Here is a 13,807-nt window from a genome sequence, read left to right on the forward strand (position 1 = left end):
GACCGCGCCCTCAGCGCAGAGTCATTGCGTCCCGGCCGCGCCCTCCAGCCCGGCGCGTTCGACGGTCAGCAGGCTTTCGGTGGCATGTTCTGCCCGGTAGGCCGCAGCGCCGCCGTTGAGCCCGAACAGCCGTTTGCTCCACAGCAGCCAGATCACCGCAATCACGTTGACCACCAGCGCACCCAACCGCAGAACCGTCAGCTTTTCGGTGAGCTCGTAGATCTCCAGCGGAATGAACACGCTGGTGGCGATCACCGCGAAGTACTCCCCCCAGCGCCGCATCAGCCACAACCCGACGGCTTCGATGAGCTCAATCAGGGCGTACCCGACCAGGCCCACCGCGATCCACAGCAGCGTCGCCGAGGACAGGGTGAACGCGGCGGCGATGTGCGCGACGATCTTGGATTCGTCCGGGTTCCAGCCGATCTGGTCGGCCAACGGCCGCAGCAACGGCAGGTCTTGTTCGAATGCCTGCTGCAACTGGGCGCGTGATCCCCGGACCTTCACCACGCCGACGGCCAACAATAGGAAGACCACGCACCGCAGCGCGCGTTCGGCGGCGAGCAGGCGCATCAGGGTGCGGTCCCGCAACAGCCGCCCGCGCGGCACCTCCGGTGCGGTGTCGGCCGGGCCGCTGCCGCGCGGCGGGCCGACCACAAACGTCTCGCAGCGCAGGCACCGCCACGCCTCCCCGGCCGGGGTGTCGGCCTTCAGCCGCTCCCGCAGCGTCGGCTCATCGGGAGCAAAGGTCGCGTGGCCGCGCAGCCCGCACGAGCGCAGGGCGAAATCCACCATATGAGCACACTAATGCTCGATCAGGCGTCGGCCAGCACATGAGTGATCGGGATCGGATAGGTGGCGCGGGCGTGCTCGATCAGGCCGTGCCGCAGCCACACCGACCGCGCCACCGGCAGCGTGGAGATGACCACCTGATCGGGCGCAAAGCCGGTCACCGCGCCGTGCAGGGCGTGGGCGGGTCGGTGATCGCCGAGCGCCCCGCTGGCCGACAGGCCCAGATCATGCAGCGCGGCCAACATGTCGTCGAGGCGCTGCTGCGCCGCGGCCACGGTCGCGTCGGAGACATAGAGCGGGCCGGTGTGCTCGGCTTGTCCGGTGTCGATCGGGTTGGCCGGCACGCAGAGGAAGTATTCGGCGTGATGGTCCGCGTCGACGCGGGTCAACTCCTCCAATAATGCGGTGGCCGACAGGGTTTGGTTGGCCAGCACCAGGACCCGACGGGCGGTGCCGGTCGGCGCCACCTCGGGTGTCGGGGCCGGGCCACGCCACCGCAGACCCACGCAGTACAGCGCCAGCACGACGGCCCAGGACAGCAGGCTCAGCCACAGCTGGGTGCGGGCGGTGCGGTCGAAGGCCATCTGCACCAGCACCCCGACCATGCCGGCGGCGGTGAGCAGCGACAGCCCGGGAAACCACCACATCGTGACCCGCAGCGCCGCCGCCGGGGTGCGTCGGCGCAGCACGATCTGGGAGAGCGCGATCAGCAGGTAGACGAACAGGATCACCGCGCCCGAGGAGTTGAGCAGGAAGCTGAACACGGTGTTGGGCGCGATCCAGGCGACGAGCACGCAGCCGAAACCCACCACCGAGGAGGCCAGGATCGCCACGTGCGGGACGCCGCGCGCGCTGACCGCCACCAGCTGGGCGGGGGCTTCGCGGCGGGCGGCCAGCACGAACAGCATCCGCGACGCGGTGTACAGGCCGGAGTTCAGGCAGGACAGCACCGCGGTGAGCACCACCGCGTTCACCAGGTGATCGGCTCCGGGGATGCCCATCGCCTTGAACGCGGCGACGTACGGCGAGGTGCCGAGTTCGCTTGAGTTCCAGGGCAATATCACCACAAGCAAAAACACCGAGCCGACGAAGAAGATCGCGATGCGGGCCACCACGGTGTTGGTGGCCCGGTGCACGGCGCGGCGCGGGTCGGCGGTTTCGGCGGCGGCGATGGTGGCCACCTCGGCGCCGACCATGGAGAAGATCGCCACCACGATGCCGGCGAACACCGCGCCGACCCCGTGCGGGAAGAACCCGTGCGCGGTGAGGTGGTGAAAATCCCTCCGGCCACCCGGCCAGATGCCCAGTGCGTAACAGCTGCCCAGGCCCAGGAAGGCCAGGATCGTCGCGACTTTGATTCCGGCGAACCAGAATTCGAACTCGCCGAAGGACGCCACCGAGATCAGGTTGGTCGCGGTCATGGTCGCCATCAGCAGCAGCGACAGCAGCCACAGCGGCGCGTCGAACCAGTAGGTCAGCACCTTGGCGCCGGCGACGGCCTCGAAGCCGACCACGATGACCCAGAAGTACCAGTACAGCCAGCCGACCGAGAAGCCCGCCCAGCCGCCCAGCGCGTCGCGGGCGTAGTCGGCGAACGATCCGGTCGACGGGTGGGCGGTCGCCATCTCGCCCAGCATCCGCATCACCAGGATGATCAGCGCGCCGCAGATCGCGTAGGTCAGGATCGCGGCGGGGCCGGTGGCCGCGATCACCACCCCGGATCCGACGAACAGCCCAGCGCCGATCACCCCGCCGATGGCGATCATGTTGAGCTGGCGCTGCGAAAGCCCCTGGTGCAACGTGGTGGGCGCGCTGCGGCGCCGGGCCTCGGTGCGGCCTCGCGTGCGCGACATGACGGGACGCTAGCACCGCATTCGTCGCCGCGACCCGGAATGCTTACACCCGGGTCCCGCGCGTCACCGCGTGCGGGTCCGAATGGCGTTGCGCCACCGATGGCGACGCACCGAGTGCGCCCGCGCTGTCGTTTCCAGCCCGGGTGGGAGCAACCCGGCCGGGATCAACGGGGCCGCCGCCAGCGGGAACAGTGCGCACACCGCGAACGCGACGGGGTAGCCGGCTCCGGTAATCAGCGCCCCGAACAGTGGCGGCGCCGCGGCGGCCGCCAGCCGCTGGTAGGTGTTTTGGGCGCCCAGCGTGCGTCCACTCCAGAACGGACCGGCGTACTCAGTGATCGCGGTGGAGGATAACCCGTTGTCCAGCATCGCGATTACCGCCGCGGCCACCATAAGTGCCACGGCGACTGCCGAACCCAGGTAGTCGGTGAAACTTAACGACAGCAGGATCGCCGCGCCGCTAGCAGCGATGACGCGCACCGGCCGCATTCGGGAGCCGATCCGGTCGGATAATCGGCCCACCGCCAGGCGGCCCACCGCACCGAGCAGCTGCGAGACGGTGACCAGCGCCCCGGCCGCGCCGATCGACCAGCCATGGCGGTCAATCAGCCAGACCAGCATGAAGGTCACGGTCATGTTCTGCGGCATCATCAGCAGCGCCGAGGCGGCGTGGATGCGCCGCAGCACGTGACCCTGCCGGTACGGATTGGACAGCTCGGCGTCGGTAGCGGTCTTGCGTGACCGGCGTGGCGGGTCGAGCACGCCCAGGGCACATGCCATCCCCGACACCAGGCACATCACCGCCGAAAACACCAGGGCCGCCCCGACTCCGTGCTCGGCCAGCTCGGGCATGACCGTCGCGCCCAACGCGATTCCCAACGGTTGCGCGGTCTGGCGGATGCCCATCGCCAGGCCGCGCCGGTTCGGCGGGAACCAGCCGGTCACCAGCCGGCCGGTGGCCGAGTTGGCGCCCGCGGCGGCCATGCCCCCGAGAAACAGCAACACCCCCACCGCCATCAGCGAGTGCACCGACGCCGCGGCAAACGCGGCCGCCGCGGTCAGCGCCGACCCCAGCCGCAGCACGATGCGCTCCCCAGCCCGATCCACCACATAGCCCCAGGCGACCAGGGTGACCACCATGCCCCAGCTCGGCATCGACGACAGCACGCCGGCTTGGGTCAGGGTGACGCCGCGGTCGGCCTGCAGCGCGGGGATCAGGAACGCGACGCCGTTGATGAACAGGAAGGACGACAGCGTCGCCAACGACGCGATCGCCAGCATGGACCAGCGCGCGGCGGTACCGATCGACTCCCGATGCCGTCGCTGCCAAATCCCTATCGCCAATTCGGGCGCCCCCTCTCGTAGGTGACGCTAGCGTCCGGCTCCGGGGGCTGCAGAAGTTCACCCACCCCCGGTGGTCACCGCGACCGGCACCGTATCGGCGATGTCGGTCGGGGTCAGCGCCGGACGGGTGCGAACCACTTGGGGCCACCAGAACCAGCGACCCAGCAGTGTGGCGATCGCCGGTGTCATGAAGGACCGGACGATCAGCGTGTCGAAGAGCAGGCCCATGCCGATGGTGCTGCCCACTTGGGCGAGGATGAGCAGCGCGCTCAGCCCGAAGGACAGCATGGTGAAGGCGAACACCAGCCCGGCCGAGGTGACCACGGCGCCGGTGCCGGCCATGGATCGGATGATGCCGGTTTTGATGCCGGCACCGATCTCTTCTTTGAACCGGGCGACCAGCAGCAGGTTGTAGTCGGATCCCACCGCGAGCAGGATGATCACCGACATCGCCAGGATCATGAAGTGCAGCTGGGTGCCCAACAGGTACTGCCAGATCAACACCGACAGCCCGAACGAGGTCCCCAGCGACAGCACCACGGTGCCGACGATGACCGCGGCGGCGACAATGGCGCGGGTCACGACCAGCATGACGAGGAAGATCAGGATCAGCGCCGCCACCCCGGCGATGAGCAGATCGTAGGTGGCTCCCTCCTTCATGTCCTTGGCGTTGGCCGCGGTGCCGGCGATATAGATGTGGGAGTTCTCCAGCGGGGTGCCCTTGATGGCTTCGAAGGCGGCGTTACGGATGGCGTCGATGTGGGCGATGCCCTCCAGGCTGGCCGGATCCCCCTGATGCGAGATGATGAACCGCACCGCTTTGCCGTCCGGGGAGAAGAACATGTTCATCCCCCGCTTAAAGTCGGGGTTGTCGAACACCTCCGGCGGCAGGTAGAACGAATCGTCGTTCTTGGATTCGTCGTACGCCTGACCCATCTGGTTGCCCTTGCCGCCCGCCGCGGCACCCTGATCCTGGATACCGGCCATGGTGCTGTGCATCGACAGCATCATGGTGTGCATCGACTTCAGCATCGCGACCATCGGCGTCAGCAGGTTCATCATTTCCGGCATGATCGCGTCGAGTTTGTCCATCAGCGGGATCATGTCGGTAATGGCATCGCTGAGGGTGTCCACCCCGTCGAGCGAGTCGAAGATCGACCGAAACGCCCAGCAGGACGGAATGTCGAAACAGTGCGGCTCCCAGTAGAAGTAGGCGCGGATCGGCCGAAAGAAATCGTCGAAATCGGAGATGCCGTCCCGCAACTCATTCGTCAGGGCCACCATGTCCTTGACCTGCCGGGTGAGCTCACCGGTGATACCGGTGAGCTCCTTCATGATCGCGATCATCTTTTCCATGGTGCCGATCATGGTTTCCATCTGGTTGGCCATCACCAGCATGTTGTCCATCTCGGACTGCATGTAGTCGCGCTGCATCTGCTGTCCGACACCTTGCATACCCATCTGGTACGGGATGGTGCTGTGGTCGATCGGGGTGCCCAACGGGCGGCTGATCGTCTGCACCCGCGCGATCCCGGGGGTGTGAAAGATGTTGCGGGCGATCCGCTCAACGATGAGCATGTCCGCAGAGTTGCGCAGATCCTGATCGGCTTGCAGCATCAACACTTCCGGGTTCATCCGGGCCTGGGAGAAATGCCGGTCCGCGGCGGCGAAACCCTGCATCGCCGGGATGCTCTTCGGCATGAACTTGCGTTCGTTGAAGCTGGTCTTATAGCCCGGCAGCGCCAACAGGCCCACCAGCGACACCGCCAGCGTCGCCACCAGGATCGGGCCCGGCCACCGCACCACCGCGGTGCCGATCCGCCGCCAACCCCGCGTCTGGGTGGCGCGTTTGGGTTCGAACAACCCGTACCGGCTGCCGATCACCAGCATCGCCGGCGCCATCGTCAGCGCCGCGGCCAACGCCACCACAATGCCGATCGCCATCGGGATCCCGAGGGTCTGGAAATTCGGCAGCCGGGTGAAATGCAGGCAGAACGTGGCGCCGGCGATCGTCAGGCCGGAACCGAGGACGACGTGGGCGGTACCCCGATACATGGTGTAGTAGGCGGTTTCGCGGTCCTCGCCGGCGTTGCGGGCTTCGTGGTAGCGGCCCAGCACGAAGATCGCGTAGTCGGTGCCCGCGGCGATCGCCAGCATGGTCAGCAGATTCACCGAGAACGTCGACAATCCGATCAGGTGGTAATGCCCGAGGGCTGCAACCACCCCGCGACCGGCCGCCACTTCCAGAATCACCATCACCAGCACCAGCACCACCGTGATCACCGAGCGGTACACGATGAACAAACTCATCAAGATGACCAGCAGGGTCAGCGCGGTAACCAATTTCAGGCTGGTGTCGCCGACGTTGTGCTGATCGGACATGAGGGCGGTCGATCCGGTGACATACACGTGGATACCGGGCGGTGCCGGTGTGCTGGCCACGATGTTGCGCACGGCGGCGACGGATTCGTTGGCCAGCGCTTGGCCCTGGTTGCCGGCTAAGTTGAGCTGCACGTAGGTGGCTTTGCCGTCGCCGCTTTGGGCACCGGCCGATGTCAGCGGGTCACCCCAGAAGTCCTGCACATGGGTGATGTGGGTGGGATCGGCGCGGAATTTTTTGATCAACTCGGCATAGAAGCGGTGCGCCTCATCGCCCAACGGCTGGTCGCCTTCGAGCACGACCATCGCCGAGGCGTCAGAATCGGATTCTCCGAATGCCTTCCCGATGTGCTTCATGGCCTGCATGGACGGGGCGTCGTCGGGGCTGAGCGACACCGACTGCTCCTGGCCCACCTCTTCCAGGGAGGGCACCGCGATGCTGACCAGCACGGTCAAGGCCACCCAGCCCAGCAGGATCGGCAGCGCGAAGATTCGGATGAACCGGGGCAGGATCGGACGTGAGGCCGCGTCGCGGCGGGTCATGCCGACTTCACCAGGCAGAAAGTGAACGCGTCGACACCGTGGCTCGTTTTCTCGTCCTTGACCTCACCGTCGACGGTGATGCGGCACCCGATGGTCTCGGCGTCGCCCTGCGCGATCAGGTTCGGGCTGGTGGCTGGTGCGGTGGTGGTCAGGGTCAGCGACCACGGCAGCGGCGCGTCCTTGAGACTCTGCGGATTCGCCGACAGGTCGAGGTAGTTGATGGTCGCGACCGCGCCCGCCGGGCCAAACACCTCGTAGGTCACCCGCTTGGGGTTAAACGGTTTGGCGTCGTTGAGGATCCCGGAACCTTCCCGCCTGGTCTGGTCGGTCGACCCGAAGACCCCGTGCAACCGGAACACCACGAACCCACCGACCGCCACCGCCAGCAGCGCCAGCAATGGCAACCAGGACCGCCGTATCGCCGCGATCATCGACCGTCCCACCCGTATCCAGACGGCCCCGCGAACCCACCTGATTGCATCACCCGTCTATTTTGCAGTATGTGCAGTAATTACAGCAAGTGCAGCTTTGTTGGCGCGGCCCTTGACGGAAGTGAGCCGATGATGTGCGACCATGCAGGTGTGACGCCTTCCTTACGCGAGCGACGTCGCCGGCAGACCAAGCTCGAAATACACGACGCGGCACTGCGTTCCGCCCGGGAACGCGGCTTCGACAACGTCACGGTCGAGGAAATCAGCAGCGCGGCCGGCGTATCACCCCGCACCTTTTTCAACTACTTCCCCAACAAGGAATCGGCGATCGTCTACGTCCCCCTGGACATGTCCGCGGATTTGGCCAGCGATTTCATCGCCGCCGGGCCGGCACCGAACCCGGTGGTGCTCGCCGAGTTAATCGGCTTAACCGCAACACAGTTCGAACGCAACCCACCGCACCGCACCGACATGGCCGACATGCTGGCCATCGCGCACAGCAGCGCGGCGGTGACCTCGGCGGCGCTGACCCAGTTCGAAACCCTGCACCAGGGCCTAGCGTCGGTGGTGGCACAACGCATCAACGTTGCCCCCGACGACGAAGTACCGGTGTTGATCGCCGCGCTGGCCATCGCCACGGTGCGCGCCGGGCTGGAGCGCTGGGCCACCCAGCCCGTCGACGGCAACGACGACTCCCCCGCCCCCTACATCCAACGAGCCGCCGCGCTCCTGCAGACCTTCTTCACCAGCGATCCCGAACCAGCGGCCGCGGTGCGTACGCGTGCGGACCGGCGGGGCTGAAGCTTCGGCCTTCGTCCCGGAAGCTCGGCTGTCGCTGACGCGGCGATGCGTGCGGTGGCCGGGCGACTGCGGCCGCGGCGGGACCGACCCGCCGGCTCGGGCCCTGCGGGCACCGAGCATCGATAGGTTCGGTGATCGCCGGAGCCCCGTTCGGCGGCACGGCGGGATGCCTTGGCCGGTGGTCGAATTCGATTTTGTCGACGTCGACGGTGTCGTTTTGTCGGGCGCGGGCCAAACCGAGCAGGTAGAGGTCCACGCCGACGATCAGGTAGCAAGCCAGGACGATAAGAGGTCGGGTGGCACCGTGGCCGTCGAAGAAGCCGACGTCGCGCATCAACGCGCCGGTGGCCCCGGGCGGCAGCAGTTGCCCCAGCCGCCCCCAGGGCCGGGGCAGCATCTCCGGGGCGCTGGCCAGCCCGGACAGCGGGTTGCCGAGCAGCACCAGCAGCACCGCGGCGACGCCCAGCCCGGCGCCGCCGAGCAGTTCACGCAATCCCAGGACGGTGAAACAGGTTGCGGCGATACCGAACATGCCGGCCACGCTGATGAGCCAGAAGTTGGTGTCGAAGGTGCCGATCACAAACCGCAAGATGGTGACGATGGTCAGCCCGCCGACGACGGCTACCCCGAGGGCGGACAGGATCCGGCCGCGCGGGCTGGGCACCAACAACATGATGATCATGGCGCCCATCCAGCCGCCCAGCGCCAGCGGCAGCGCGCCGGCCGCCAGTCCGGTGCCCTTGGGATCGCGGTCGGGAAAGGCCCGCAGGTCGGTCAGGTGCGCGGTGCGGTGCGTGGCATCGGCGAGGTGCTGGCCGACCGACTGCACCATGGCGGCCACCGCCGGGCTGGCGGCGGTGGCGTAGAGCACGTTGACGTCGCTCGGTGAGTCCAGCATCAGTGCGCCGTAGATCTCCCGGTCGGTGATCGCGGCTTGGGCGTCGGATTCCGAGGCGTAGATGTGGACGTCGAATCCCTGCGCCGCCTTTTCGAAGGCGACGATCTGGGCGGGTGCCCCGACGACGCCGATCGGCACGTCATGAGGTCCGGACTTGGACGCGGGCAGGGCGAAGGCGATCACCAGAATCGCCAACAGCATCGCGGTGCCTCCGACAGCGGCCAGCGGCTTGAGCCACGGCTTGGCCGGCGGTGCGGTGGATGGTGCCACGGTGGTCATGGTGGACGTCCTAACGGTGCGGGCGCTCTGCGGTCAGATAAGCCGTTGTCATGCCGGCGATTTCGCGGGCCCACTGCGGCCAGGTCAGGCCGTCGGGCCACACCGGTGATACAGCGGCGCGGTGTACGCTGGCGGCGATCACGCTGCGAAAAGCCAGGGTCAGCGCGGTGTCGGGATCGGGGTGTCGGATCTGGTCACGGTGCGGCGCCGCCGCATCGAAAAATCGTCGCTGCAGGGTGGTGAGCATGCGCAGCGCTTGCTCGGGCGCCTCGGCGCTGGGTCCACCGGCCAAGATCGCGGGAATGACGCGGCCGCTGTCTGCCAGGGTCTGGCTCAGCGCCGCGGTAAGCGCATCCAGGACGCCGGCCAGCGACGGCTGCGCCGCATCGAGCGCGTCGGTCATGCCGGTTTCCAACCGCGCCAACAACTCCCGCCGTACCGCGTCGATGAGTTGCTCTTTACTGGCGAAGCGCCGGTAGACGCCACCGACCGACACCCCGGCGTGCTCGGCGACCCGAGCGATGGTGAACTCCTCGAAGCCGTCGTTGATCAGCACGTGCTCGGCCGACGCGAGGAGGCGTTGCAGCGCCGCGCGGCTGCGGGCCTGCTGCGGCGGGCGCACCCCCGAGGAGGCCCGCGGTGCTGCTGTGGGTGACATAGCCTGCTCCTTATCTCGCTGGCGCCGGGTCAGGCCACCGACGCGATGTCTTGGTCTTTGAGCTGCGCGGTGGTGCTGCCTTGGGCGAGACGCGTGAACAGCGGCATCGCGAGCGGGATTTGCCGCAGCCGGGCCATCCCCTGCCGGAATAGCAGCTCGATCCGGTTGTCCGGGCTGAAAAAGAACCGCTGCCGCACACCGAAGCGCTGGTAGGCGTCGACGAACGGGCGCAGGCCGCGCTCCCATTCGATCAGCGCCCGGTTGAGGTCGTGCGGGTAGCGCTCCAGCATGCTGCCCAGCAGGTCGGGGCCGGCCAGTGCCGAGGACACCCCCAACCCCGAATACAGTGTCTCGCACCACGCCGCGTCGCCGACCAGCACCACCCGGCCGTCATGCCAGCTGTCCATGTGCACCTGTTCGACCGAGTCGAAAAGATATTCGTCGGCGGCCTCGAACGCATCGATCACCTCGCTCAGCAGCCGCCCCAACGGTTGCGGCCCGAACACCGTGCGCAGCCGCGCCGCGGGAGCCTCACCGAACTCGGCGTCGACATCGTCGGTGTGATAGGTCAACAACGCCGTCGGCGGGTGATCCTTGAACGGGTAGACGATCAGTGAGCGACCGGACTCCATCAGAAATGCGCCATCTCCGATCGCCAGATCACTCAGCTTGGAGGGCAGTTCGAACGTGGCGATCATGTGGTCGAGTCGGCGCAGGTACTTCTCGTGCGGGCCGAACACCAACGAGCGGACGGTGGAGCGCAGCCCGTCGGCACCTACCACCAGATCGAATTCCTCGCTGGTCACCGTGCCGTCGGCGGTGTTGGTCAACGTCACCGTGACGCCGGTTTCGTGCTGGTCGATCTTGGTCGGCACCGTGCAATACCGGATCTCGACGTCATCGGGCAGGGCCGAAAACGCCGCGGCCTCCACGTCGCCGCGCAGCGCCGTCCACGCCTCGCCGGGAAGGTCGGCGAAACTCATCCCGACCCGTCGGTTGCCGCGCCGGTCATAGTCGAAGGCGACCCCGGGCGGGCGGCGGTCGTGCAGGTGCCCGGCGAGGCCCAACCGTTGGGCGGCCGCCCGGCCCGAACCGAAGATCCCGACGAAATAGCCGCCGGTGCGCCGGCCCGCGGCGCGCTCCACCAGCACCGGTGTCCACCCGAGCTGATGCAACCGCAACGCTGTGGCCATACCGCTGATACCCAGCCCCACGACCAGGGCGCGCCGCCCCGCGGAGGTGTTTGCCATCGCCCCGTGAACCCCTCTATCAGAAACCAGAATGCGAATATCGATTCCGATATTAGGGTGACGGCGGCTGGTGCGCAACCTGTTGCCAACCACGATGTGGGCACCGTTACAGGAAGGTGATGAGCGGCGCGGCGTCTCCCGTTACACCGGCACGGATCGCAGTGCCGCCGGCAGGCTGGGCAGGAAATGCGTGGTCGCGAACGCGCGGATGTCCTCGGCGGTCGCCAACGGCTCGCGCGTCGGCAACAACAGCGCCATCGCGGCGTACCGCAAAATGGTGTCGGCCAGGTCGGTGACGGCCTGCTCGCCGATGCGTTCAGCGAACCCGGCGGGAAATATCACCCGCAACGCGGCCGCAATTCGCCCGACCGCCGGAGCCCAGTGCTGCCCGGCCAGCTCGAGCATCAGCCCGGGTTCGTCGTTGATCATCCGGTTCAGCACCCGATGCCGGCGGAACCGCAGAATCGCCGAGACAAACGCCTCGACGTAGTAATTCGACTGCGGCCCAGTATTTTTCAACTCGGCGGCGATGTCGGCGAACAGCACCGCGTTCTCCCGGTCGATGACGGCGGCGACCAGCTCGTCGCGGCCGGCGAACCGGCGGTAGATGGTGGTGCGGCTGACCCCGGCGCGCCGGGCCACGTCGTCGAGGGCGACCCGGCGGAAGCCGTGCCGCTCGAACTCGACGACCGCGGCGTCGAGGATGGCGGTGGTGGCGGAGTCAGCCCCGGGCGTAGCCGGCACAGGCGAACTTGTTGTAGCGCAGCCGCATCGGCAGATGATCCCACATCCAGTTGACCGGCCGCGACCGGCACACCGCGGCGAAGCGCCGGTAGCGGCGGTCCTGCCGGTCGCTCCACGGCAGCCCCAGCAGCGCGCGGGTGTTGGGCGGCATCCCGCCGGTGGTCAAAAACGCCGCGATCGGGTTGAACACCGCCGACACGACCCGCCACACCGCCGGGGACACCCCTTTGGGGCAGGGGAATCCCTTGGTGACATACCCGACGCCGTAGCGCGCGGTCTTGTGCGGCACCACGACCTCGTCGAGCATCCGGTTCCAGTACTGCTCGAACGCGGCGTAGTCGACCGGCATCGGCCGGTCGCTGACGCCATAGCGGCGATACCAGGTCTTGGATTCGGCGTAGATCTGCTCTTTTTCGGCGCGGGTCAGCCGCTTGACGAAGGTGTCGGCGAAGTACAGCACCTGGTCGACGAAGGTGGCGTGCGCCCAGAAGTAGGTGTCGGGGTCCAGCGCGTGGTAGCGGCTGCCGTCGGGCATCTCGCCCTTGATGTTGTGGTGGAAGTCGCGCACCCGCTGGCCGGTGTTGTCGGACTCCGAGCCGTAGACGGTCATGAAGATCGGCGGCAGCGATCGCTTGACCCGGGCGGCGGTGTCGGCAAAGAACACCGAGTGATCCAGCACGCCCTGGCCCAGTTCGGCCAGCATGTTCTGCAGCACCGCCGGGCGGGGCCCGATCAAGAACATCCGGTTGTCCCCGAAGTACCGCCACACCAGCGACTGCGGGCCCAGCGGCAGGGCGTCGGTGTCCGGCGTGGTTTCCGCGAGCTCGGTCATGCGGAACAGTGTTACACATTTTGCACTTTGTACCAACGTGGTGCGGGTCACCGTTATCGGGCTGTGGCCGGATCGTGTGGCGCACCGAGACCCGCGGCTCGCGTCGGCTTGGCATGATGCGCTGGTGAAATCGCTGACCCGCAGGGACGCACTGCGTCTGAGTGTCACCGGTGCGGTCGCGGGCGCCGGCACCGCGGGCCTCCTCGCGCTGGGCGCCCTGCTCGATCCGCCCCGACCCCGCGCCGCCCCCGGCCCCAGCGACCCCGCGCCGGCGAGCAGCGCGCTGCCGACCCGCGACTCGGGCTCGTTCGTGTCCGCGGCGCGCGGCGGCGTCGAAACCAACTGGATCATCGCGCGGCCGCCGGGCCAGACCGGCACGCTGCGCCCGGTGATCGCCTTGCACCACTTCGGCGGCAACGCGGCCGGGGTGATGGACCTCGGCGTGGAGGACGGCCTGGCCGCGCTGGCCCGGGCCGGCCGACCGCCGTTCGCGGTGGTCAGCGTCGACGGCGGCGACGGCTACTGGCACAAACGCGCCTCCGGCGAGGACTCCGGGGCGATGGTGCTCAACGAGCTGATCCCGATGCTGGCCAGCAAGGGGCTGGACACCTCGCGGGTGGGCTTCATCGGCTGGTCGATGGGCGGCTACGGGGCGTTGCTGCTGGGGTCGCGGCTGGGTCCGGCGCGCACCGCCGGGATCTGCGCGGTCAGCCCGGCGCTGTTCCTGACGTATTGGGGTTCCGGGCAGACGGCGTTCGACAGCGTCGAGGACTGGCGGAGCAACTCGGTGTTCGGCCAGCCGGCGCTGGCGTCGATCCCGATCCGGGTCGACTGCGGCACCGGCGACCGCTTCTCGGCGGCCACCAAACAATTCGTCGACCAGCTGCCCACCAAACCGGCCGGCGGGTTTTCCCCCGGCGGACACGACGTGTCGTTCTGGCGGCAACACCTGCCCGACGAGCTAGCCTGGTTGGGCTCCTAACGCGCCAACCGGAAACGAGGT

12 protein-coding genes are annotated in these 13,807 nt (G+C 67.8%); 2 read left to right on the plus strand and 10 right to left on the minus strand.

The genetic code is table 11. The features are described from left to right. Positions 1–21 precede the first annotated feature (21 nt). The 5 genes from ACAG26_RS03610 to ACAG26_RS03630 form a co-directional block, all read right to left on the minus strand. Positions 22–795 carry a DUF2127 domain-containing protein gene (locus ACAG26_RS03610; RefSeq protein WP_370479433.1) on the minus strand — a complete coding sequence of 258 codons (774 nt, stop codon included), beginning with the start codon at positions 793–795 and terminating at the stop codon, positions 22–24. Between the two features lie 20 nt (positions 796–815). Beyond that, the gene (locus ACAG26_RS03615; protein WP_370479435.1) at positions 816–2,645 is read right to left on the minus strand and encodes an amino acid permease; all 1,830 of its coding nucleotides are present in this window, start codon (positions 2,643–2,645) and stop codon (positions 816–818) included. Positions 2,646–2,708: 63 nt separating this feature from the next. Beyond that, on the minus strand, positions 2,709–3,926 hold the full coding sequence (locus tag ACAG26_RS03620; protein WP_370479636.1) for an MFS transporter: 1,218 nt from the start codon (positions 3,924–3,926) through the stop codon (positions 2,709–2,711). Positions 3,927–4,046: 120 nt separating this feature from the next. Next, positions 4,047–6,911, minus strand: coding sequence for an RND family transporter (locus tag ACAG26_RS03625; protein WP_370479438.1), 2,865 nt, complete (start codon positions 6,909–6,911; stop codon positions 4,047–4,049). Beyond that, positions 6,908–7,342, minus strand: coding sequence for an MmpS family transport accessory protein (locus ACAG26_RS03630; protein ID WP_370479440.1), 435 nt, complete (start codon positions 7,340–7,342; stop codon positions 6,908–6,910). Before ACAG26_RS03630 ends, ACAG26_RS03625 begins: the two co-directional genes overlap by 4 nt. Positions 7,343–7,492: 150 nt before the next feature. Between ACAG26_RS03630 and ACAG26_RS03635 the strand changes: the two genes are divergently transcribed. Continuing rightward, entirely contained in the window at positions 7,493–8,143 is a 651-nt protein-coding gene (locus ACAG26_RS03635) for a TetR family transcriptional regulator (RefSeq protein ID WP_370479443.1), read from the plus strand. On the opposite strand, the gene ACAG26_RS03640 is transcribed toward ACAG26_RS03635, so the two are convergent. From ACAG26_RS03640 to ACAG26_RS03660, 5 genes are all read right to left on the minus strand, one after another. Next, positions 8,085–9,320: a hypothetical protein gene (locus ACAG26_RS03640; RefSeq protein ID WP_370479445.1), complete on the minus strand. Its 1,236-nt coding sequence runs from the start codon at positions 9,318–9,320 to the stop codon at positions 8,085–8,087. The two genes, ACAG26_RS03635 and ACAG26_RS03640, sit on opposite strands and share 59 nt — an antisense overlap. Before the next feature lie 10 nt (positions 9,321–9,330). Continuing rightward, positions 9,331–9,978: a TetR/AcrR family transcriptional regulator gene (locus ACAG26_RS03645; RefSeq protein WP_370479447.1), complete on the minus strand. Its 648-nt coding sequence runs from the start codon at positions 9,976–9,978 to the stop codon at positions 9,331–9,333. Between the two features lie 29 nt (positions 9,979–10,007). Then, complete coding sequence (locus ACAG26_RS03650; RefSeq protein WP_370479449.1) at positions 10,008–11,228, minus strand: FAD-dependent monooxygenase; 1,221 nt, start codon at positions 11,226–11,228, stop codon at positions 10,008–10,010. Between the two features lie 141 nt (positions 11,229–11,369). Then, positions 11,370–11,972, minus strand: coding sequence for a TetR/AcrR family transcriptional regulator (locus tag ACAG26_RS03655; RefSeq protein WP_370479451.1), 603 nt, complete (start codon positions 11,970–11,972; stop codon positions 11,370–11,372). Beyond that, on the minus strand, positions 11,950–12,804 hold the full coding sequence (locus ACAG26_RS03660; protein WP_370479453.1) for an oxygenase MpaB family protein: 855 nt from the start codon (positions 12,802–12,804) through the stop codon (positions 11,950–11,952). The genes ACAG26_RS03655 and ACAG26_RS03660 overlap by 23 nt, the downstream gene beginning before the upstream one ends. A gap of 124 nt (positions 12,805–12,928) precedes the next feature. Here ACAG26_RS03660 and ACAG26_RS03665 point away from each other — a divergent pair, with 124 nt between their 5' ends. Beyond that, complete coding sequence (locus ACAG26_RS03665; RefSeq protein ID WP_370479456.1) at positions 12,929–13,786, plus strand: alpha/beta hydrolase; 858 nt, start codon at positions 12,929–12,931, stop codon at positions 13,784–13,786. Positions 13,787–13,807: the final 21 nt, after the last annotated feature.

Source organism: Mycobacterium sp. pUA109 (assembly GCF_041287095.1).
Taxonomy (GTDB): Bacteria; Actinomycetota; Actinomycetes; order Mycobacteriales; family Mycobacteriaceae; genus Mycobacterium.

Bases quoted from the DNA above. Each gene is read 5' to 3' on its own strand.
- ACAG26_RS03610 (WP_370479433.1), bottom strand. From the start codon at position 795: ATGGTGGATTTCGCCCTGCGCTCGTGCGGGCTGCGCGGCCACGCGACC.
- ACAG26_RS03615 (WP_370479435.1), bottom strand. From the start codon at position 2,645: ATGTCGCGCACGCGAGGCCGCACCGAGGCCCGGCGCCGCAGCGCGCCC.
- ACAG26_RS03620 (WP_370479636.1), bottom strand. From the start codon at position 3,926: ATGCTGGCGATCGCGTCGTTGGCGACGCTGTCGTCCTTCCTGTTCATC.
- ACAG26_RS03625 (WP_370479438.1), bottom strand. From the start codon at position 6,911: ATGACCCGCCGCGACGCGGCCTCACGTCCGATCCTGCCCCGGTTCATC.
- ACAG26_RS03630 (WP_370479440.1), bottom strand. From the start codon at position 7,342: ATGATCGCGGCGATACGGCGGTCCTGGTTGCCATTGCTGGCGCTGCTG.
- ACAG26_RS03640 (WP_370479445.1), bottom strand. From the start codon at position 9,320: ATGACCACCGTGGCACCATCCACCGCACCGCCGGCCAAGCCGTGGCTC.
- ACAG26_RS03645 (WP_370479447.1), bottom strand. From the start codon at position 9,978: ATGTCACCCACAGCAGCACCGCGGGCCTCCTCGGGGGTGCGCCCGCCG.
- ACAG26_RS03650 (WP_370479449.1), bottom strand. From the start codon at position 11,228: ATGGCAAACACCTCCGCGGGGCGGCGCGCCCTGGTCGTGGGGCTGGGT.
- ACAG26_RS03660 (WP_370479453.1), bottom strand. From the start codon at position 12,804: ATGACCGAGCTCGCGGAAACCACGCCGGACACCGACGCCCTGCCGCTG.